Source organism: Rhodoglobus vestalii (assembly GCF_006788895.1).
GTDB lineage: Bacteria > Actinomycetota > Actinomycetes > Actinomycetales > Microbacteriaceae > Rhodoglobus > Rhodoglobus vestalii.
This window is the reverse complement of record NZ_VFRA01000001.1, coordinates 1,894,517-1,914,798: the sequence shown is the minus strand read 5'-3', so window position 1 is coordinate 1,914,798 and position 20,282 is coordinate 1,894,517. Positions and strand designations below refer to the sequence as shown.

Annotated in this window: 16 protein-coding genes and 1 pseudogene; 8 read left to right on the top strand and 9 right to left on the bottom strand. The window is 62.0% G+C overall.

The window, feature by feature from the left end:
• Positions 1 to 85: 85 nt before the first annotated feature.
• Complete coding sequence (locus FB472_RS09330; RefSeq protein WP_141990671.1) at positions 86 to 1,207, bottom strand: hypothetical protein; 1,122 nt, start codon at positions 1,205 to 1,207, stop codon at positions 86 to 88.
• A gap of 130 nt (positions 1,208 to 1,337) precedes the next feature.
• Between FB472_RS09330 and FB472_RS09325 the strand changes: the two genes are divergently transcribed.
• The 7 genes and pseudogenes from FB472_RS09325 to FB472_RS14570 form a co-directional block, all read left to right on the top strand.
• The gene (locus FB472_RS09325) at positions 1,338 to 1,997 is read left to right on the top strand and encodes a hypothetical protein (RefSeq protein WP_141990670.1); all 660 of its coding nucleotides are present in this window, start codon (positions 1,338 to 1,340) and stop codon (positions 1,995 to 1,997) included.
• Complete coding sequence (locus FB472_RS09320; RefSeq protein ID WP_141990669.1) at positions 1,997 to 2,230, top strand: helix-turn-helix domain-containing protein; 234 nt, start codon at positions 1,997 to 1,999, stop codon at positions 2,228 to 2,230. The genes FB472_RS09325 and FB472_RS09320 overlap by 1 nt, the downstream gene beginning before the upstream one ends.
• A 102-nt stretch (positions 2,231 to 2,332) precedes the next feature.
• On the top strand, positions 2,333 to 5,008 hold the full coding sequence (locus FB472_RS09315) for an ABC transporter substrate-binding protein (RefSeq protein ID WP_141990668.1): 2,676 nt from the start codon (positions 2,333 to 2,335) through the stop codon (positions 5,006 to 5,008).
• Positions 5,009 to 5,011: 3 nt separating this feature from the next.
• Positions 5,012 to 6,001, top strand: a complete 990-nt coding sequence (locus FB472_RS09310) for an ABC transporter permease (RefSeq protein ID WP_141990667.1) — start codon at positions 5,012 to 5,014, stop codon at positions 5,999 to 6,001.
• On the top strand, positions 5,998 to 6,855 hold the full coding sequence (locus tag FB472_RS09305; RefSeq protein WP_141990666.1) for an ABC transporter permease: 858 nt from the start codon (positions 5,998 to 6,000) through the stop codon (positions 6,853 to 6,855). The genes FB472_RS09310 and FB472_RS09305 overlap by 4 nt, the downstream gene beginning before the upstream one ends.
• Positions 6,852 to 8,465, top strand: a complete 1,614-nt coding sequence (locus FB472_RS09300; protein WP_141990665.1) for an ATP-binding cassette domain-containing protein — start codon at positions 6,852 to 6,854, stop codon at positions 8,463 to 8,465. The genes FB472_RS09305 and FB472_RS09300 overlap by 4 nt, the downstream gene beginning before the upstream one ends.
• Positions 8,465 to 9,511 (top strand): annotated as a pseudogene (locus FB472_RS14570) (peptidase C39 family protein); the annotation flags it as partial. The gene FB472_RS09300 and the pseudogene FB472_RS14570, both read left to right, overlap by 1 nt.
• A gap of 38 nt (positions 9,512 to 9,549) precedes the next feature.
• On the opposite strand, the gene FB472_RS09290 reads toward FB472_RS14570, so the two are convergent.
• From FB472_RS09290 to FB472_RS09270, 5 genes are all read right to left on the bottom strand, one after another.
• Positions 9,550 to 11,742: an alpha-galactosidase gene (locus FB472_RS09290; protein ID WP_141990663.1), complete on the bottom strand. Its 2,193-nt coding sequence runs from the start codon at positions 11,740 to 11,742 to the stop codon at positions 9,550 to 9,552.
• Positions 11,726 to 13,060 (bottom strand): ABC transporter substrate-binding protein, encoded by a 1,335-nt coding sequence (locus tag FB472_RS09285; protein WP_141990662.1) that lies wholly within the window; start codon positions 13,058 to 13,060, stop codon positions 11,726 to 11,728. The genes FB472_RS09290 and FB472_RS09285 overlap by 17 nt, the downstream gene beginning before the upstream one ends.
• Positions 13,061 to 13,133: 73 nt before the next feature.
• Positions 13,134 to 14,051, bottom strand: coding sequence for a carbohydrate ABC transporter permease (locus FB472_RS09280; protein ID WP_141990661.1), 918 nt, complete (start codon positions 14,049 to 14,051; stop codon positions 13,134 to 13,136).
• Positions 14,051 to 14,968: a carbohydrate ABC transporter permease gene (locus FB472_RS09275; protein WP_021810619.1), complete on the bottom strand. Its 918-nt coding sequence runs from the start codon at positions 14,966 to 14,968 to the stop codon at positions 14,051 to 14,053. The genes FB472_RS09280 and FB472_RS09275 overlap by 1 nt, the downstream gene beginning before the upstream one ends.
• Positions 14,965 to 17,022, bottom strand: a complete 2,058-nt coding sequence (locus FB472_RS09270; RefSeq protein WP_170192075.1) for a beta-galactosidase — start codon at positions 17,020 to 17,022, stop codon at positions 14,965 to 14,967. The genes FB472_RS09275 and FB472_RS09270 overlap by 4 nt, the downstream gene beginning before the upstream one ends.
• 216 nt (positions 17,023 to 17,238) lie before the next feature.
• Here FB472_RS09270 and FB472_RS09265 point away from each other — a divergent pair, with 216 nt between their 5' ends.
• Positions 17,239 to 18,261 carry a LacI family DNA-binding transcriptional regulator gene (locus tag FB472_RS09265; protein ID WP_141990659.1) on the top strand — a complete coding sequence of 341 codons (1,023 nt, stop codon included), beginning with the start codon at positions 17,239 to 17,241 and terminating at the stop codon, positions 18,259 to 18,261.
• Here FB472_RS09265 and FB472_RS09260 read toward each other — a convergent pair.
• The 3 genes from FB472_RS09260 to lysS form a co-directional block, all read right to left on the bottom strand.
• Positions 18,258 to 18,446, bottom strand: a complete 189-nt coding sequence (locus tag FB472_RS09260) for a hypothetical protein (RefSeq protein ID WP_141990658.1) — start codon at positions 18,444 to 18,446, stop codon at positions 18,258 to 18,260. The two genes, FB472_RS09265 and FB472_RS09260, sit on opposite strands and share 4 nt — an antisense overlap.
• Before the next feature lie 98 nt (positions 18,447 to 18,544).
• Positions 18,545 to 18,721, bottom strand: a complete 177-nt coding sequence (locus FB472_RS14040) for a hypothetical protein (protein WP_170192074.1) — start codon at positions 18,719 to 18,721, stop codon at positions 18,545 to 18,547.
• Positions 18,722 to 18,726: 5 nt separating this feature from the next.
• Positions 18,727 to 20,226 (bottom strand): lysine--tRNA ligase, encoded by a 1,500-nt coding sequence (gene lysS / locus FB472_RS09255; protein WP_021810613.1) that lies wholly within the window; start codon positions 20,224 to 20,226, stop codon positions 18,727 to 18,729.
• Between the last annotated feature and the right edge of the window lie 56 nt (positions 20,227 to 20,282).

The following is a 20,282-nucleotide window of genomic DNA, read 5'->3' as shown; positions in this document are numbered from 1 at the left end:
CTACGAATTCGGTACCTATATAGAGAGAGTAACCAGTGAAATGGTGAAATAGTCCGGTGTTCGCCCTAGGCGTGACTGTCCCTAGCTAGCGCTCAGGGACGCAGGTGCCCGGCCCTGCTCCGGGCAGAAGTTCTGCACCGTGAGCGACGATGGCGTCGAAGAATTTCTGATCGTCGCTCGACTCGTTGACCGTGCCCTCGCACGTGGAGGTGTGCAACTGGAACTGTCGTTCCGGCATCACGTAGCGAAAGCTGAGATCGGGCACACGGGTGGCCAGCGTTCCTGCCGCGATGGCGTTCAGCCAATCGGCGTTTCGATACGCCCTTTGACTAATCATGATTTCTGCGACCACCGGCTGCTCGGGGTTGAGCTCGTTTATCGCCAGCAGCACGCCCTCGGGGTACTCAGTATCGGGCGCGGGGTTTTCGGGAAGCTGCGAGTAGTCAATCAGTGGGATGGTGTCGTGGATGTCGTCGAGAAGCCCCACGAGTTCAGCCGACGGCAGGCTTGGCGACGCTCGCATCCCAGCAAATTGCCACATCGTGGCGTTCTGGGTCTCATCGGGTACGGCTGCGAGCGCCTCGAAGTTGTCGAGGAGGAGTTCGGCAGTCCGCACGGCGTCGCCCTGCCCAGCGTCGCCCTGCCCAGCGTCGCCCTGATCCGGGGCAGTGAATCCACGGTCACAGGCTTCCCCTGTGGCACTCGGTGTGAGTGACATTGAGAGTGGTGCCCCGACCGCAATTTCTCCGGCGCGCCAGTAGGCAAAATCTGCGGCGAACGCGACATCAGCGAGGGCGCCATCCGAGAGGTCGAAACAATTCCTGGTGAGCACCCCGTCTGCGGCGCCGTTGCCCCGCAGCGTGAACAGGGGATTCACCCCCTCCAACTCGGGTGCACCGAAGGCCTCGCGCGTTGTGCTCGAAATTGACCGTGCCTGTTCGGGCGTAGTGCCCGGGCGCACAATCACGTGAAGCTCCGCCTCCGCCCCGGAGAGACCAGCAGCCGTGAAGTTAGACGACGCGGATTCGACACCCTCCAGGAGTTCGAGCGCAGAAACCGCTCGTGCAAGGCTTCGCTGCTTCTCGAAATCCGAGTTGACTATTCCCCACACTTGGCCCGCGTCATCAACGAATGAACAGCCAGCGAGACCCAGAGCGAGGAGTACGGCACCGGCGACTACCGCGGGCAACCGTCGGGTTCTCGTCATGCGTCAAATCTACTGACTTTGCAGGAGCACGGGACCGCCCCAGTGCGGGGCACGGGTCACTTGCCAAGCACAACGATAAGCGTTATGTTACCGACAATCGTTATTATCGATAATCGTTAAGGAGAACCGCATGACGAAGCCACCGAACGCCACACGCCGCTTCGAAGCACTCGACCGGCGCGGGCTCCAAGCGATTACGATCGGCGCGCTGTTCGTCGGGGTGGTGAACCTGATTGTGCTGGTCTTTCGATCGATCCACACCCTGACCGCCAACGTACTGAGCGTCGCGGGCCTCCCCCTCGCCAATGCACAAGCCCCGGAGTTCGCCGACGCAGCGGTCGCCATTAGCGACGCCCGCTACGAATCGGTTGCCCTCATGATCGAAGGGCTGCCCCCCGGCCTTCGCTGGCTGATGGTGTCAGATTTCACACTCAGCGCACTGCTCGGAATCGGACTCAGCGTGATCGTCATCATTCTCGGCACACACCTGCTGAAGAAGCACCCCTTTGCTCGCGCAGCCACCTGGTCCACGTTCGCCGCCGCGGTACTCGTCATGGTGACCGGAATGCTCTCCCCCCTGCTTCACGCCATAGCCGACGCCGAAATTGTGAAATTTCTCGGGGAAGCGATCCTGGCGAACTCCGACACGGGATTCGACCAAGAGGGGCTAATAATCTTTGGGGTAATCGTCGACCTGTCACCGCTCGCGTGGGGCCTAGCCCTTGGCGTCGTGGCGGCAGCATTCGAGTTCGGGCAGCGTTTGCAGCGGGAAACAGACGGTCTCGTCTGATGGCGCCGTTGGACGATGGCGCGCCCACCGGCATCCACTGTCGGCTCGATGAACTTCTTGAGGAACGGGGGATGACGCTCACACGGTTGAGCGAAATGGTGGGGGTGAGCGTCGTGAACCTGTCCATTCTCAAAAACGATCGTGCCCGCGCCATCCGGTTCTCTACGCTCTCTGCCGTGTGTCGAGCACTGGACTGTGAGGTTGGAGACCTGCTTATCTTTGGCCCCGAGTAGGACCACGCGAACCCCCGCAGTTCCGGGGGCGGAGACCCCGCCAAGCAAAACTTAATCATTCCGTAACGTTATGCCTTGGTGCTTTGCCCATAAGGTGTCGTTATGCACGGTGAAGCCGAAAGATCCGCCAATCTCGACGAACTCACTCGCGCGCTCGACCTGCACATGCTGCGCATCCTGGTTGCCATCAACGAAACCGGAAGCGTCTCCGCCGCCGCACGACGCCTCGGATTCAGCCAGCCCGCCATCACCCAGCACCTCAAACGCAGCGAAGCGCGACTGAACATTGCACTCGTCGCCCGCACCCCGCGCGGCATGGAACTCACCGAAAGTGGGGCACTTCTCGCCCACCACACCCCCCGCATCGATGCCGCCATCACCGCAGCAGCAAGCGACCTCACCGCCTACCTCGGCCTCGACCGTGGCTCACTGCGACTAACCGCATTCCCGGCCGCCGTCGCGAGCATCATCGCCCCACTACTCTCGCGCCTCGACCGCGAGTTTCCGGGCATCCAAGTGGAATTTGGCGAAGCAGAACCTGAAGAAGCGCTCACCGCTGTCGCCGACGGACGCTCCGATATTGCCCTCGACTACCGCTACACAAACGACCACACAATCGGAGCAAGCGCCCACACCAGCCCCGAAGGCCTGCGATCACGATTCCTGCTCTCCGAAAACGTGCTCGCGATCGTGCCCCGCACAGTCGCCGAAACACTCGGCTCGACCGCCAGCATCACGGCACTGCTTCCCTTCACCTGGATCGGCGGCCCCGCAACCTGCACCGAACAACTCGTCAGCGTCGCCAGCGCTCAAGGCGAAACGCCAACCCTCCGCCACGATGTCACCAAAACGGATGCGGCCCTTGCGCTAGTGGCATCCGGAATCGGCGTGAGCTTCCTCTCTGAGCTTGCGCTCGCCGCCACCGCCCTCCCCGCTGAAGTCATCGCAATCGAGCTCCAACCCAAACTTCGTCGACGCATCTACGCCACAACCATCGACGGCACAGCCGACACCCCAAGCATTGCGGTCGCCCTGAGGCTGCTCGCCATGCGCGAAGTGGCCCGGAAAACCAGCAGTGACCGCGCGGCACTGCCCCAGCACTCTCAGCTCCAACGCGCGCGATTCTCAACACCACCATTCACCCATCCTGTGACCCTCACCGAAAGGCACGACCTGCGCATGAGAACTTCGAATACAACACTGGCCAAGGGTGCCCGTGCGTCAACGGTTGCCGTTGCCGCCTCCGCTCTGCTCCTCGCCGGGTGCGCAAGCCCCGGCTCCTCCACCGGTGCCGATGGCAATATTGACACCATCACCGTCGCCCTCCCCGGCTCACTGTCGAGCCTTTATGTTGGCGCTGAGAGCGGCATCCTCAACTACTACATCGCCTCCATCACCCAGGAAGGCCTTGTCTCGCTAGATGCCGATGGCGCACTCCAGCCGGGCCTCGCAGAATCGTGGGAGCAGCCGGACGACCTCACCTACGTTTATGAGTTGCGTGACGATGCGATGTTCCAAGACGGCACTCCCGTGACCGCTGACGATGTCGTTTTCAGCCTCGAGCAGGCGCGCGATGAAACCAGCTCACCCGGGCTCTCGTACTACCTCGGAGGCGTCGACACCGTCGAGAAAACCGGCGACAGCGAAGTCACTGTCACCCTCACCGCCCCCGACTCCGCCTTCGCAAAGAACATGAGCACGGGTGGCGCAGCATTTATTACTTCGCAGAAGTTCTGGGAAGAAAATAACGGCGAAGTCGGAACCAGCAGTGCACTGCTACTGGGCTCAGGGCCCTACAAGGTGACCGAGTTCGTGCCCGACTCCCACGTGAACTTCGAACGTGTCGACACCTGGTGGGGCGAACTGCCCGAGGTCAAAAACATTGAGGTCAAGTTCATCCCCGATGAGGGAACCCGACTGCTCGCCGCCCAATCCGGCGACATCGACATCGCCTTCAACGTGCCGCTCGCCCAATCAACCCAGTGGGAAGACCTCGACAGCATGCGCGTCGACTACGTCAACGACCTCTCCTACGTCGGGGTGTACTTCAACACCGCACTCGCCCCCTTCGATGACCCGAAGGTTCGTGAAGCATTCGCGCACAGCGTCGACCGCACCACCATTGTCGACAAACTGCTGCGCGGCCACGGAGAAGTAGCTACCGCCATCGCCACCCCCGAATCGCTCGCAAGCGTCTACAGCGCAGACGACGCCCGTGACCTGCTCGCCAGCATCCCACAGTATGATTTCGATCTCGACGCCGCCGCGAAAGCACTCGCAGCATCCGACCACCCGGATGGTTTCGAAACCGACATGCTGTTCCCCTCGACCGGGCCCCAGCTCGGCTCTGCCGCCCAGTCGCTCGCTGAGAACCTCTCCAAGATCGGCATCACTCTCAACGTGCGTGAAGTTCCGATCGAGGAATGGCTTGCGAGCCTAGAACCCGACAGCAGCTACGGCGTCGGGCTCATGTGGTACTTCTCCACGCTGGGCGACCCCTCTGAAGTCTCGTCGTACATGCTCGGTGAGTTCAACATCTCGAACTACGGGAACCCCGAAGTGCTCTCCCTGTTTGAACGTGTTGGTGCCGAGACCGACCCCGCCGCCCGCATCGACCTTCTCATTGAGGCCGAAGTTCTGCAGGCCGAGGACATCATCAGCGTTCCCCTCTGGTGGGGACAGTCAGCAACCGCATTCTCGAAGAACATCGACATGAGCAACTACAGCTCATTCGCGTTCATCTCCTCGTGGCCCACCATGCTCAGCCCCGCTGGATAATCAATGATCGCTACCCCGATTGCACGCGCATCACGATCACGGCCCCTCGGCCGCATGCTCGTGGTGCGCGTGCTCGGCACCATCGGAATTCTGCTGGTGCTCTCAATCGTCGTGTTCTCGATGCTGCACCTCGCCCCCGGCGACATCGTCAAGAACCTGCTCGGCAACCGGCCATCATCGCCGGATGCTGTAGCCGCGATCCGTGCGCAGTACAACCTCGACCAGCCGCTCTATATGCAATACCTGATCTGGCTCGGAAGCGCACTCACCGGCGACTTCGGACAATCGATTCGCCTGCAGGATTCGGTCTCCAGCGTCATCGGAGCCCGCGTGGGGATTACCGCTTCACTCAGTGGGCTTGCCTTCGCTCTCGCGGTTGTCGTAGCGATCCCGCTCGGCGTACAGAGTGCCGTGCGTTCCGGAAGCTGGATCGACCGCTTCGCGACCGGCTTCGGCATCGTCGGCCTCAGCGCCCCCACCTTCGCCGTCGGCCTGCTCCTTCTCTACGTGTTTGCTTTCTACCTCCCCATCTTTCCGGTCTACGGATCCGGCGACGGAGGGCTCGACACCCTCTGGCACCTTGTACTGCCCGGCATCACCCTGGCGCTCGGCCTCGGTGCCATCATCCTCAAACTCACGCGCACCGCAATGCTGCGCGAACTCGAGACCGACTACGTAACCTTTGGTCGCGCGCGCGGCCTGCCCGACCGCCAAGTGCACATGATCGCCCTGCGCAACGCCGCCATCCCGATCGTCACCGGTGCCAGCCTCGTGCTCACCTTCCTCGTCGGCGGCACCGTGCTTGCCGAAACCACGTTTGCGCTGCCGGGCCTCGGCACGCTGCTGCAAGGGTCCGTGCTATTCAAGGACATCGCCGTAGTGCAAGCGCTCACCCTGCTGGTCGCGGTGACCATCGCAACCATCGCGCTGCTCGCCGACCTGGCCTACATCTTTCTCGACCCCCGCATCCGCGCAAAAGAGACAGCACAGTGACCACCACCGAAGCAATTGCGCTTGCCAAAGTACCCCGCTCGCGTCGCCGTCATCCGGTTGCGGTCTGGGCTTCGCTGGCCCTTCTGGGGATCGCCGCTGTGCTGGTGGTCTTTGGTAACCTCATAGCTCCGGATGCCACAGCCCAGTCGATTCTCGATTCCCTCCTGCCCCCCGGCAGTCCCGGCCACCTTCTCGGCACCGACGAACTCGGCCGTGACGTGCTGGCCCTCACGATCGCTGGTGCGGCATCCGCCCTCGTTGGCCCCCTCTGCGTCGCGCTCGGTTCAATGCTCATCGGCATCGTTCTCGGAACCATCTCCGGCTATCTGCGCGGCCCCATCGACTTCATCATCGGACGCTGGACGGACCTCCTGTTCTCCCTGCCGCTGCTGCTCGCCGCAATCGTCGTTGCGGGCGTGTTCGGTGCGGGCTATTGGATGACCGTGCTGCTGCTAATCCTGTTGTTCTCGCCCTCTGACACCCGCATCGTGCGTGCTGGCGTTATGGAACAGGCCGCGCGACCATTCGTGGAGGCAGCCCAAATGCTGTCACTCTCCCGCACTCGCATCATGTTCACGCAGGTGCTGCCGAACGTGTCGTCGCTCATCATTACCAACGGAATGCTCAACGTGGCGTTCGCGCTGGTCGCTTTCTCGTCCCTGTCGTTCTTGGGTGTCGGGGTTGCACCGGGCACCGCCGATTGGGGTCGCCAACTGACCGACGGCCGCTCGATTATGATCGACAATCCCGCTGCCGTGCTCGTGCCCGCCCTGCTGATCATTGGGGTCGCCTCGGCGGCGAACCTCGTCGGCGACTGGCTCGGCCAAATCTTGACCAGAACGGGGCGCTCATGACGCACGAACAAGTCGCCGTCACGGGCTTGACCATTGATGGCCCGGCCGGTGTCGTCGTCGCGCCCTTCGACTTCTCGATTGCTCCCGGCGAAACTCTTGCGCTCATCGGCGAATCCGGTTCGGGTAAGACACTCTCGGCCAAAGCCATCGCCGGGTTGTTGCCTGCAGGTTTCAGCGCGCGCGGCACCATCGCTCTCGGCAGTGCCACGATCGAACTACCCTCAACGGATGCCGTCTGGCGCGCAACCCGAGGCCGTCGCATCTCGCTGCTGCTGCAAGATCCCTTCACGAGTCTGAGCCCCGTGCACCGCTGCGGCGTGCAGATCGGCATGACAATCGACGCCGCCAGTGAGCGACGCCTCAACCGCAGCGAACGCACCACTCTTATCACCCAGAGTCTCGCCGAGGTAAACCTGCCCGCGGATGTCGCCAAGGCCTACCCCCACGAACTGTCCGGCGGAATGCGCCAACGCGTTGCAATCGCGGCAGCACTCGCCACCGACCCCGAACTGCTCATCGCCGACGAACCCACCACCGCTCTCGACGCCAGCAACCAGGGCGAAATTCTCGACCTCCTGCGCCGCCTCCAGCAAGCGCGCGGCATGGCTGCGCTACTCATCTCACACGACCTCGGGATGGTGCGCGGACGCGCCGAACACGTTCTCGTGATGCGCCACGGCGACATCGTCGAGCGCGGCAACACCAGCGCGGTGCTCAGCGCACCCAGCCACCCGTACACGCGCGCGCTGATCGAAGCCGACCCCTCACTGACCGACCGCTCCGCGGTTGTCGCGCGGTCGGCATCCGCCAGTGACGGCTCCGGCGTCGCCGCCAGCACCTCCGGCACCGGTGTTGACCGCGAGGGCGCCACCGGCGATCTTGTCGTCGCGACCGAACTCACGAAGAGCTTCGGTGACAAAACAGTGCTGCACGGAGTGAGTGTGACGGTGGGCCGAGGCGAAACCGTGGGCATCGTCGGCGAGAGCGGATCAGGTAAGACCACGATTGCACGCTGCATCGCCGGACTCGAACGTGAGACGAGCGGTGTGATCGTTTTCGATGGTGTCGCACTCGCTGCCGGCCGCGCCTCCCGCACACCTAAGCAGATGCAGATCGTGTTCCAAGATCCGTACTCGTCGCTCAACCCGATGATCAATGTGGGGCGGTCGCTCAAGCTGGCACTGTCGGTGGCGGGGCGTGCGGCATCCGATCTCACATCACTGTTGCACCTTGTCGAATTGCCGGCCGACTTTGCCCGCAAACGGCCCGCCGAGCTTTCGGGAGGGGAACGTCAGCGGGTAGCAATCGCTCGCGCTCTCGCCGTGCAACCCCAACTCCTCATCTGCGACGAATCGGTGTCGGCCCTCGACGTGTCCGTGCAGAAACAGATCCTCGACCTGCTCGCCAAGCTTCGGGTGGAACTCGGGCTCTCTATCCTGTTCATTTCGCACGACCTCGCCGTCGTACGTCAACTCGCTGACCGCGTGTATGTGCTGCGCGACGGCGAAGTGATCGAATCTGGCTTGTGCCGCGACGTGCTCAACTCTCCAACGCATCCGTACACCCAATCCCTCGTTGCCGCCTCAATTCACGAAACCGCACCCCACTAATGTCGGCGCCACTAGCGACCGGACTCACTCGAAAGGACCCCGTGGAATCCTCCACTCGCACCGTTGAACACTGCACACCAGCAGAACTGCCCGCCGCGTTGGTGAGCGCCTTAGGTGTCGAGCGCGCTGCATTCTGGCAAAGCAACCGTGAGCCCTACAACCCGCAGGTGTGGATGCTCGACACAGGTCACGGCACCACTGCTGCCCTCACCTCCGGTCGCCCCAACACCCGCTACACGAAAATCGTCGACCTCTGGGCAGAATCCGAAGCCGCCGCCGAGCCGCTGGTGGGCGAAATCATCGCGGCGTCCCAGCAGCGCGGCGATGCCGGCGTCAAGTGGCAACTAGCTTCGGATGCCGAACTGCCCGGCTTCGCTCTCGCCCTCGGGTTCGACGAACTGCGCGAGCCGATCTCGTCGGCTGACGGCACCCGCGGTATGCGCGGTTTTGTGCTGTGGCATAGCGCATGGCCGCACCCGCAGTTGCGCTACTACGGCCAGACCACGCTATTCACCTGCGGGGCTGTTGCCGCGATGACGGCACTGACCCACCTCGGACTCGACCCATTCGACTCGAGCGACGATGCGGATGCTCGCGAGCGCGAGCTCGCTTTCTGGCGAGCAGCGACCAACTTTCCCGCCTGCGAACCTCTCGGGCTGGCGGTGGCTGTGCACGATGCGGTCGCCGATTCTGGTGTTCGACTCGAACTTCACCTCGACACCACCGAAGCTACTCTCCTCGAAGGGTACGAGGCGGAGGAGCGCGCGTTCCGGGAGCAGTTGCAGGCACAGTCACGGGCCGAGGCGGCGAGCCGCGGCATCCAGCAACACACTGAACCATTATCGGTGAGCACGATCGTCGACCGAGTCGCTGGTGGGGAACTTGCCATGCTCCTGATCGAAGAAGAGCCCATGCACGACGCGTCCACCCCGCACTGGGTTGTGGCTCATGCGGTGCAGGGTGACACGGTGCTGCTGAATGACCCGTGGGTCACGGCCGAGCGCGGCGAGACGTGGGTCGATTCGCACGATCTGCCCGTGTCGATTGAGGTTCTCGACCAGTTGGTCGCGTTTGGCAGCCCCGCTTATCGTGGCGTGATTTTTGTGACCCGCAGCACGATCGCTTCGTCGGGGTGCAGCAGCGGCACGTCGATTCCCACCGCATCGAGTACGGCACCGGGCAGCGTAATCTCGCCGTCCACCCACCACGCCGGTGCTGTGCCGGGGTAAGTTTCGGCGGGAGCACCCACATCAACGGGGGCGACCCGATAGCTGAGGTGTGGGTCGAGACCGGGTAGACGGCGGGTGGGCCGCACCGAATCGCTCGGCGTGGCAAGACACGTGATCCAGTAGACAGCATCCGCTGAATCTGCGGCAATTATTCCCGTGACAATCGGGTCATCCTCACCGTCGCCGCGCACCACACGACCCGAATGAATCAGCTTCCGCAGTGAACGATAGGTGCCCGCCCACGTGCGCAAAGCCTCCCGCTCCTCGGCGGACGTTGCGGTCAGATCCCACTCAATTCCCGAGTGGCCCATCAGTGCCGTTGCAAGCCGGAAGCTGAGCGAAAGCGAACGTCCCGAGGTGTGTGCGGGAGAAGAGCCAACGTGCGATCCCAAGTATTCGAACGGCACGAGCAGATTAGTCCAGCGCATGATCGAGAAACGATCGTGCGCGTCGTTGGTGTCTGATGGCCAGACCCGCTGAACACGTTCGAGTACCCCGGCATCCACTCTGGCCCCACCCGAGGCACACGATTCGATTTCCACGTGCGGGAAGCGTTCGCGCAGTTCATCCATCAGCAGGTACGTCGCTTGCACATGCCGAAGTACCGAACCACCGAGCAGGTCACGGTTCATGTCCCACTTGAGGTAGCTGATTGCGTACTCGTCGAGCAGGGCAGCGATCGCGTCGCGCACGTAATGGCGTGCGGCAGGAATGTCGAGGTCAAGCACGTATTGGTTGCGCCACGACTTCGGCAGGGGTCGATCGTCGTCCCGCAGAATCCACTCTGGATGCTCGCGCGCAAGCTCCGAGTCGAGTGACACCATTTCGGGCTCAACCCACAGCCCAAACTGCATCCCTGCTGAGGTCACCTGCTCGACCAGTGGAGTGAGGCCCTGAGGCCAGGTCACTGGATCGACCCTCCAATCGCCGAGTGCCCGCGCATCATCGGAGCGGCCGGTCATCCACCCATCGTCGAGCACGAAACGTTCAACACCGACGTCGGCAGCCAACTCGACTAGCCGCGAGAGCTGCTCAACAGTGTGGTCAAAGTAGACGGCCTCCCACGTATTGAGCGTCAGCGGACGAGGTGTCGTTGGGTGAGCCGGAAGTGCGCGGAACCACGCATGGAATCGTTCGCTGAGGCCATCGAGGCCGGTATTCGACCAGGCGGCGTACGCCCACGGAGTCTCATAACTTTCGTCCGTGGCAAGACGCACCTCGCCGGGCGCAAACAGTTCGGCGGCGCCGAGCGTGGTGATGCCATCCGCGGTGCGGTCGACCCACATGCGGGTGTCGCCACTGGTGCCGAGGTGAATGGCCCAGACCTCACCGTGCCGAAAGCCAAAGTTGGGCGTTCCCGCCACTGTGAGATAGGAATCGTCGTGACCGCGGCGACCGCGGCGCGATTCGCGCAGCCAGGTTCCATAGTCAATTGTGGAACGTTGGGGGGCACGCTCTGCTGCCCAACTTCCGGCAAAATCAAGACGCTCCTGCGCGATAGGCGGGAGCGGAAGTGTCGTGGCAAGCATCGACAGCTCGAGGGCTTGCGGCGCAGCATTAGTGATGCGGGAGCGGCTGCGCAGCACCCCACTCGGCGAGAGCTCAAACTCGACAACAAGGCGTAGTGTCACCACATCCGTCGAACTTGTGGCGTCGTCCGACTGGCTCACCGAGCTGCTGGTGGTGACGTCGACCAACGTGACCACAACGCGGTTGGGCGCTGGTCGATCGATGCTCTCGGTGCGCAGCATCGGCCGACGCACACGCCCACCCTCGGTGTCATGGCGACCTTCGAGGCCCGGGATGCCGGTCCACCCTTCCGCAAGAAGGGGAACAATTCCGAGCCGCAACGGTTCGTCGATTGAACTCGGGCCAATTGCGCGTTCCCGCGAGCGAACCAGGTCGCTCAGTTGCTGTGGCGAGAGTTCTCCGAGGTCGCCACCCCAGTGCGGGATCGACGGCACGCCCGTGCCGCGGGTGTCCAGCACAAGGCTGGTACCCGCGGCACGGAGGTGAATAACGTCGTTCGTGTTATTCGTTGACAGCAATCGCGGCAGCCTTCATGGCGTCAATTGTCTTCTGCTGACCCGACTTCAGGGCATCCATGAGGGTGCCTGAACCAGAGATTGCGGCGGAGAAACCGTCAGCAACATCCGTGTAGGTCTGCGTCATTGTTGGTCCCCACGTGAAGTCAGGGTTGACCTGCGAACCAGCTTCAGCGAACACATCGTAGATGTTCTGTCCGCCATAGAAGTCGAGGCCCTCGGAGAATGCTGGCAGGTCTCCACCGGTCTTAGTCGCCGGGTAGATGTTTGCGGTCTTGTTCATGCTCGACAGCGCCTCGGGGTCAGTGTTGAGCCAGAGTGCGAACTGTGCAGCCTCGTAGGGGTGTTCGCTTCCGTTGAGAACTGCGGTGCTCGATCCGCCCCAGTTGCCTGCAGCAGAGCCGCCAGCTTCCCACTGCGGCATCGGAGCTACAGCCCAGTTGCCGGCAGTGTCAGGCGCGCCACTCGTGATGGTGTTTGCACCCCATACTGCGGAGACCCAGCTCCAGACTTCACCGGAGTTGTAGCCATTGTTCCACTCATCGGTCCACGGCGGAAGGGTTGCTACGAGGTCGTCGTCGAGCAATCCCTGCCAGTATTCGGCGACCTTCGTCGACTCAGGCGAGTCGAGAGTGACGTTCCACGCTTCTCCGTCATTCTCAAACCATTGACCATCGGCCTGCCAGACGAGTCCGGCGAAGGCGTTGATGTCGCTCTGTGAGAAGTTGGTGATGTAGCCACCCTCTGCGCGGATCGCTTTCGCTGCCTCAGCGTATTCGTCCCACGTGGTCGGGATGGCAATGCCAGCCTGCTCGAAGAGGTCGGCGCGGTAGAACAGTGCCTCGGGGCCGGTGTCCTGCGGCACGGCGTAAACAGCGTCTTCTTCACCGAAGGTGACCTGGCTCCAGGTCCAGTCAATGAACTGGTCCTGAGCATCCATGACACCCGCACAGTCGGCGATGTTGACAACACCGTCTTGTACGCGGAAGTTGGGCAGTGCGTCGTACTCGATCTGGCCGAGGTCGGGAGCGTTGCCTGCTTCGATCTGGTTGAAGAAGTTTTTATACGTTCCGCCGTTACCATTCGGACCGGTCTGTACCTCGACTTGGATGTCAGGGTTCTTCTCGTTCCAGATAGCGACAGCATCTTCCATGCCGGGCAGCCAGGTGGTGAAGTTGAGCGTTACGGGCCCGTCTGAGGGAGCACAGGCGCCAGCGGCGTCAGTGCCACCGTCAGTGCTTGCCCCTGATGAGCATGCGGAGAGTGCCAGAGCGGAGACGAGCACGAGTGCCCCTCCCGCTCGAGCTATGCGGTTAGCCATGAGAGTTCCTTCCTAGTGATTCTTGGTGGTGCGGGGATTCCCTCGGGATGAGCCGAGTGGTCGGTGGGGGCGATCATTTGATCGCGCCCGTTCCCAGCCCACTGCGCCAGAAGCGCTGCAGGCCAAGGAAAGCGATAATGAGCGGGATGATCGACAGCAGTGCACCGATAATCACGAGCGCTCGAATTTCTGGTATCTGGCTGACCTGGCTGTTCCAGATGTAGAGGCCCAGGGTTACGGGGAAGAGTTCTTCGTCCCGGAGCATAATCAGCGGCAAGAAGAAGTTGTTCCAAATGGTCACAAACTGGAACAGGAAGATCGTGACCATCGCCGGCATCATTAGCCGGGTCGAGACCGTGAAGAAGGTGCGAACCTCTCCGGAGCCATCAATTCGTGCCGCCTCAACCAGCTCATCGGGCACGCTTGAACTCGCGTAAATGCGGGCAAGGTAGACGCCAAAGGGGCTGACCAGGCTGGGTAGGAATACCGACCAGAACGTGTTGGTGGCTCCCACCTGGCTGAAGACGAGGAACAGCGGCAGCGCAAGCGCAGTAGCCGGAACCAGTACCCCGCCCAGGATGATGTTGAAGATCGTCTCGCGACCGCGGAAAGCATATTTCGCGAGCGCATAGCCCGTCATCGTGGCAAAGAGGGTCGCGATCGCGGCACCAGCACCCGCGTAAAGCACGCTGTTGAGCATCCACTGGAAGAAGAGACCATCCCGGTAGTTTGCGAGCGCGGCAATATTCTCAATGAGGTTGAAGTCAGCAAACCACAGCGGAGCGGATGAGGTGAAGTCGCTACGGTCTTTCGTTGCCGCAACGAAGAGCCACCAGATCGGCACCAGAAAGTAGAAGGTGCAGATGGCCATGACGAGCATGGCGCCAGCCCGCGAGAAAAGGCTTTCGCGCGGTCCGCGAACACGCTTTGTTGCTGAAGCAGGCTTCGCCGCTGAAGTGCGCTTCGCCGCTGAAGTAGTTGGGGCACCCATCAGTCAGCCTTTCGTTGAGTGAGTTTGAGCACGGTGAACGACAGGGCAAAGGTCAGCAGCGCAAGCACGACCGCGAACGCTGCCGCCAAGTTCACGTTGGGTACCGAGGCGGTTGAGTAGATGAGCAGGTTGGGGGTGTAGGTGCTGGTGACGGCCGACGTGAAACTCTTGAACACCTGCGGTTCGGCAAGCAGTTGCAGGGTGCCAATGATCGAGAAGATCGACGTCAGGGTGATCGCCGGTGCGACCAACGGAATCTTGATCGACCAGGCAATTCGAGCCTGCGACGCCCCATCGAGGCGAGCCGCTTCGTACAGCTCACTGGGGATCGCCAACAGTGCCGAGTAGATGATGATCATGTTGTAGCCGATGAACACCCAGGTCACGACGTTCGCGATCGACCACAGCACCAGATCGGCACCCAGGAAGTTGATCTCACTCGTGATCGCGGTGAAGGGTGACAGGTTGGGCGAGTAAAGGAAGCCCCACATGACGGCTGCGATAACACCCGGAACTGCGTAGGGGGCAAAGAACGCGAGTCTGAAGAAACGTTTACCCTTCACGAGCGGCGAGTCCAGAAGCAGTGCGAGCAGCAGGGCAACACCGAGCATGATCGGAACCTGAACAACACCGAAGCCCGCGACCCGAAGAATGGATTGCCAGAATGCGTCATCCTGGAACACTCGCGCGTACTGCACGAGACCACCAAACACCTCCGTCGGCTTACCGAAGGTGCCCTCACGCTCAACCGTGAGCAGCGACTGGTAGATCGCTGCGATGATCGGAATGATGTAAAACAGGCTGAATAGCACCGCGAACGGCGTGATGAAAAAGATCACCGCACCGCGGTTCTTGGTCACCGCTCGCTTCTTTACCTTCTTTGTGGGCGCGGTGGGTCGAGCAACAGTGGTCGTCATCGCATAGCTCCTTCTTCAACAGTCAGGCGGATGACGCGAACGCCTCCGGCCGGAACGGTCACCGAGCCTGTGACCGCGGTTCCTGTCAACAATTCTGCGCCGTCGGCAGGGAAAGCGATTTGGTGAGCGCCGTGATTGATGACAAACCGGTAGCGGTCAGAATCGTTCGAGCGCGTGACCACCTCAACACCAGCTGGCAGGTCTAAGCGCTCAACACCGGCCTCATCGAGCGCGCGGCCCATCAGGTCAGCAAATGTTGGCTCGTCGAGCGCGGTCGCCACATACCAGGCAGCTCCCGAACCGAAACGATTGCGCGTGATGGCCGGTCCCCCCAGGGTGGGGCCGCTGGCGAACTCGGCGACGACATCCGCACTGGTGGGGCGCACGTGTTCTGCCCAAGTGTGAGCGATTCCGCCGTCGTCGAGCACGAGCTCGGTCTGCGGCAGGACGGGGAAAAATTGTTCGGTCCACCCGCCGAGAAGATCGTGGAATGCTCCGGGAGGCGTTTCACCGGTGGGGTCGAGGCGGATGCCATCTGTCTCATCAACGATGCCCGAGAAGAAGGTGACAACAGCGACGCCACCGCGCTCAACGAACTCGGTGATGATGTCGACGCTGTGGTCGTCGACAAGGTAGAGGCTGGGAACGACAACGAGCTCGTATTCGTCGAGCGCAGCACCGGGAGCCACAACATCAACGGTGACCCCGTTGGCGCGCAGTGCTTCGTAGGCGGCGTGCACCTGCTCGAGGTAGCGAACATCCTGCGATGGTTGAGCGTCACCCTCGGCGGCCCACCACGCTTCCCAGCTGAAAATTAGTGCGACGGATGACTCGACCCGGGTGCCCGCGAGAGACTCGAGCGCGTGGAGTTTCGCACCCAGGTCGAGGGTCTCACGCCATTGAGATGTGTCAGTGCCGGCGTGAGGAAGAAGCGCCGAATGAAACTTTTCGGCACCGTGTCGCGACGCACGCCACTGAAAGAAGCAGACAGTGTCTGCTCCCCGGGCAACGTGAGTCAACGTATTGCGCATCATCTCACCGGGTTGCTTGGCGAGGTTGTGCGGCTGCCAGCTCACTGCGCTGCTGGCCTGTTCCATGAGCATCCACGGCTTGCCCTGAGCGAGGCCGCGGGTGAGGTCGGCCGCGAACGACAGTTCACTGATCGGATGCGGCAGCCGATGATCGAGGTAGTGATCGTTGGCGATGACATCCATTTCGCTCGCCCACTGCCAGTAATTTTGGCTGCGGATGTGAGCGGTGACCATGAAGTTGGTGGTGACGGGGATGGTGCTGTGCCCGCGCAGCAGCTCTGCTTCCGCACGGTAGTAGTCGAGCAGTTCGTCTGAGCTGAAGCGTGAGAAGTCGAGGCGCTGAGCGGGGTTCGCCGAAGAAAGGGTCGTGCGGGGTGGCTGAATCTGGTTCCAGTCGCTGTACCGCTGGCTCCAAAACGCGGTGCCCCAGGCTTCGTTGAGCGCGTCGATGGTGGAGTAGCGAGCGCGAAGCCAGTGGCGGAACGCGGCCGCCGAGGTGTTGCAGTAGCAGAGCGCGTTGTGGCAGCCGAGTTCATTGGAGACGTGCCAGAGGGCAAGGCCCGGGTGTGAGCTGTAGCGTTCGGCGACTTTCTGCACCAGCCCGAGTGCTGCAGTGCGGAACTCGGGTGAGCTGGGGCACCAGGCTTGGCGGCCACCGTGCGAGCTGCGGGTTCCGTCGGCTGCGGTGGGCAGGATCTCGGGGTGGAGGGTGGTGAGCCAGGCGGGCGGTGATGAGGTGCCGGTGCCCAGATTGACGCGGATGCCAGCAGAGTGCAGCAGGTCCATGATCGCGTCGAGGCGGGTGAAGTCGTATTCGCCCGGGCCCGGTTCAATCTCGGCCCAGCCGAAAATGTTAATCGCAACGAGGGTGATCCCGGCCTCGTTCATGAGGGCGACGTCGTGCTTCCACACGCTTTCGGGCCACTGTTCGGGGTTGTAGTCGCAGCCGAGGACTACGGAGTCGGGTGACCAGCTCACGGCGCGACCTGCGCGGGGTGTGGTCACACGTGCCTCCTTTGGCATCTGACTCGGGTGCGATTGCCTGAGCCCCTACTCTGCGGACGTTTCTCTGTGAACGTGCACAGAACGTGCCCCGAAGTTATCTAGAAAACTTTCTGGGAGCGTGCACAGACTATGCGAGCGCCAATCCAGATGTCAAGCATTCGGCGTGTCTGTGAGCGTGAACAGTCGCGCAAACTGGGGGAACTCATGCACCCGGGTGGGCGCTAACATGGGGGCATGGCACCACCACGGGCTCGACCCCGCCGCGCAACAATTTTCGATGTGGCTGCAGAAGCGCACGTCTCCCGCGGCACCGTCTCACGCATGCTCAACGAGGAACCCTACGTGTCAGACGCGGCCCGCGAGGCAATCGAGAAAGCCATCGCCAAAGTGGGTTACGTGCGCAACATGGCCGCACGCAACTTAGCAACCCAGCGTTCCAAGGCCATCGCGCTCATCGTGCACGAACCACATTCTGTCTTTCTCGAAGACCCCAACATCGGCGCCATTCTGCTCGGCACCAATGACCGTCTCTCCGAAGCTGATTACCAACTCGTCTGCCTCATCATCGGCTCCGACCGCGACAGCAGTCGCATTGCCGACTACCTCCGTGGAGGATTTGTGGATGGCGCGGTAATTGTCTCTGCACGCGAAGATGACCCCATCACCGACGCCATCGCACACATCGGCCTGCCAGCGGTCTTCGTCGGCCACCCGTTCAGCGCAGCAGGCATGCCCTACGTCGGAATTGACAACCGCAGCGCCGCCCACGACATCACCCGAGAGCTTCGGGCCACCGGTCGCACCCGTATTGGCATGATCGCTGCCGCCCTCGACCGTGACTCCGGAAGCGAACGGCTCGCCGGCTTTCGGGATGCCATGGGCGACGACTTTGACGAAACCCTGGTGGTAGATTTTCCGCTCTATTCGCATCGGAGTGGCGTCGAGGGAATGACGGAACTTCTCGCCCGCGCTGGCGACATCGATGGTGTGTTTGCGGCATCCGATGCTGTGGCGGCCGGTGCCATGGATGTGCTGCGAGCCCACGGCCGGTCAGTACCCGGCGATGTGGGGATTGTGGGCTTCGATGACAGCAATTGGGCTGTTCGGTGCCAACCACCGCTGTCGACAGTGCGTCAGCCTGCCGACCTGTTGGGTCGCGAAGCAGCCTCGATGGTGCTGGAGCTGGTGAACGGCATGACGCCAGAAACTCCCGGGCGAATCTTGCCCACAGAAATCATGCTTCGCGGCTCAGCCTAAGATCGGTTTGTGCTGTCGAGCGCAGCGGCAGCCTTGGCCCGTTCCTGTGCTTCGATCTTGGCGTAGCTGTTGCGCTCCGTGCGATCGGAGCGCATGATCGCCGCCATCACGAACCAAAAAATCACGCCGACAGCAATAGTGGGAACGACGGAGAAGATGGCGTTAGACCAGTATTCGGGGGGCACCTCTTTAGCCTAACCGTTGATGAGGGTGACGATAGCGATCAGTGCGACAAGTCCCACCAGAGTCACAGTCATGATGAGCCGTGATGAATTGCGATCCATTACTGTGCTTTCACAAGAACGCCGACAAGGCCAGTAATCACCATGAAGAGGCCGATTCCCCCCACGATAACCCAGAGCGCAATGCGCATGGGAGTGACCGTGGACTTCTTGGGTTCGCCGGGCTCGTTTGCCTCGCTGGGAACAGTGGGCTCGCTGGGAACAGTGGGCTCGGTCATTGCTCCTACTTCACCAGGGGGAACAGAATTGTTTCGCGAATTCCCAAACCGGTGATCGCCATCAGCAGACGATCGACACCAACACCGATTCCACCGCTGGGCGGCATCCCGTGCTCGAGTGCGCGAATGAAGTCTTCGTCGAGGCGCATGGCTTCGACATCGCCCTGGCTCGCGAGCTGCGCCTGCTCAACAAAGCGTTCCCGCTGGATGACCGGGTCGACAAGTTCGGAATAGCCCGTGGCCAACTCAAACCCACGAATGTAGAGATCCCATTTCTCGACAACCCCCTCAATGCTGCGGTGGTCGCGCACGAGCGGGCTGGTGTCGACAGGGAAATCCATGACAAAGGTGGGGCGATCAAGGCCAGGCTTGACGTAGTGCTCCCACAGCTCTTCGACATACTTTCCGTGGGTCGGTTGCGTGATCTCAATGTCGACGGCATCCGTGAACTTCTTCAGCTCGTCGGCGGGCGTCTGCGGGGTGATGCTGAGGCCAGCGGCGTCGTTGAGCGAGTCGTACATGGAGATGCGCGCCCAGTCGCCACCGAGGTCATATTCGGTGCCATCAACCAGGTTGACGAGCATAGAGTCTGCAACGGCGAGCGCCGCATTCTGCACGAGCTCTTGAGTGAGGTCTGCCATCTGGTTGTAGTCGCCGTAAGCCTGGTACGCCTCGACCATGGCGAACTCGGGCGAATGGGTGGAGTCGGCACCTTCGTTGCGAAAGTTGCGGTTGATTTCGAATGCGCGCTCAATGCCACCGACGACGGCACGCTTGAGGAACAGTTCCGGTGCGATGCGCAGGTACAGCTCAGTGTCGAACGCGTTCGAGTGCGTGACGAACGGTCGAGCGGATGCCCCACCGTGCATGGTCTGCAGCATCGGCGTTTCGACTTCGAGGTATTCGTGCGCCGCGAACGTCGCCCGCAGGCTCGCGTTGACCTTGGCCCGCGCACGCACGGTGAACCGCGCTTGCTCGCGCACGATGAGGTCGAGGTAGCGGCTGCGAACGCGCTGTTCGTCACTCAAATCTTTGTGGAGGTTGGGCAGCGGAAGCACGGCCTTGGCGGCAATCTTCCATTCCTTGACCATGACCGACAGCTCCCCGCGACGGCTCGAAATGATCTCGCCGCTGACGAACAGGTGGTCACCGAGATCCACAAGCTCTTTCCACTGCGCAAGAACGTCTTCGCCCACTTCGGCCAGAGACACCATCACCTGGATGCGCTGGCCGTCGCCCGCCTGCAGCGAAGCGAAACACAGCTTGCCGGTATTGCGAAGGTGCACAATGCGGCCCGCCAGACCCACAACATCGCCGGTGGTCTCATCCACTTCAAGCGACGGATACTTTGCTCGCACCGCGGGGATGCTCGTGGTGATCGCGACCCCTACCGGGTACGCCTCGGCACCCGAATCGATGAGTCGCTGACGCTTCTCAAGCCGAACCGCTTTCTGTTCAGAAACTTCGGCCTCGGTCGGGTCAGGAGCGTTCGCGGCGTCATTCACGCCCTCAATCGTAGCCGGGATGCGACTGCCACGCCGCGCCGCGAACTCCCACGAAA

Excerpts from the sequence above, each read along its gene's own strand:
- FB472_RS09330 (WP_141990671.1), bottom strand. The coding sequence starts at position 1,207 with ATGACGAGAACCCGACGGTTGCCCGCGGTAGTCGCCGGTGCCGTACTC.
- FB472_RS09325 (WP_141990670.1), top strand. The coding sequence starts at position 1,338 with ATGACGAAGCCACCGAACGCCACACGCCGCTTCGAAGCACTCGACCGG.
- FB472_RS09320 (WP_141990669.1), top strand. The coding sequence starts at position 1,997 with ATGGCGCCGTTGGACGATGGCGCGCCCACCGGCATCCACTGTCGGCTC.
- FB472_RS09315 (WP_141990668.1), top strand. The coding sequence starts at position 2,333 with ATGCACGGTGAAGCCGAAAGATCCGCCAATCTCGACGAACTCACTCGC.
- FB472_RS09310 (WP_141990667.1), top strand. The coding sequence starts at position 5,012 with ATGATCGCTACCCCGATTGCACGCGCATCACGATCACGGCCCCTCGGC.
- FB472_RS09300 (WP_141990665.1), top strand. The coding sequence starts at position 6,852 with ATGACGCACGAACAAGTCGCCGTCACGGGCTTGACCATTGATGGCCCG.
- FB472_RS09285 (WP_141990662.1), bottom strand. The coding sequence starts at position 13,060 with ATGGCTAACCGCATAGCTCGAGCGGGAGGGGCACTCGTGCTCGTCTCC.
- FB472_RS09280 (WP_141990661.1), bottom strand. The coding sequence starts at position 14,051 with ATGGGTGCCCCAACTACTTCAGCGGCGAAGCGCACTTCAGCGGCGAAG.
- FB472_RS09275 (WP_021810619.1), bottom strand. The coding sequence starts at position 14,968 with ATGACGACCACTGTTGCTCGACCCACCGCGCCCACAAAGAAGGTAAAG.
- FB472_RS09270 (WP_170192075.1), bottom strand. The coding sequence starts at position 17,022 with ATGCCAAAGGAGGCACGTGTGACCACACCCCGCGCAGGTCGCGCCGTG.
- FB472_RS09265 (WP_141990659.1), top strand. The coding sequence starts at position 17,239 with ATGGCACCACCACGGGCTCGACCCCGCCGCGCAACAATTTTCGATGTG.
- FB472_RS14040 (WP_170192074.1), bottom strand. The coding sequence starts at position 18,721 with ATGACCGAGCCCACTGTTCCCAGCGAGCCCACTGTTCCCAGCGAGGCA.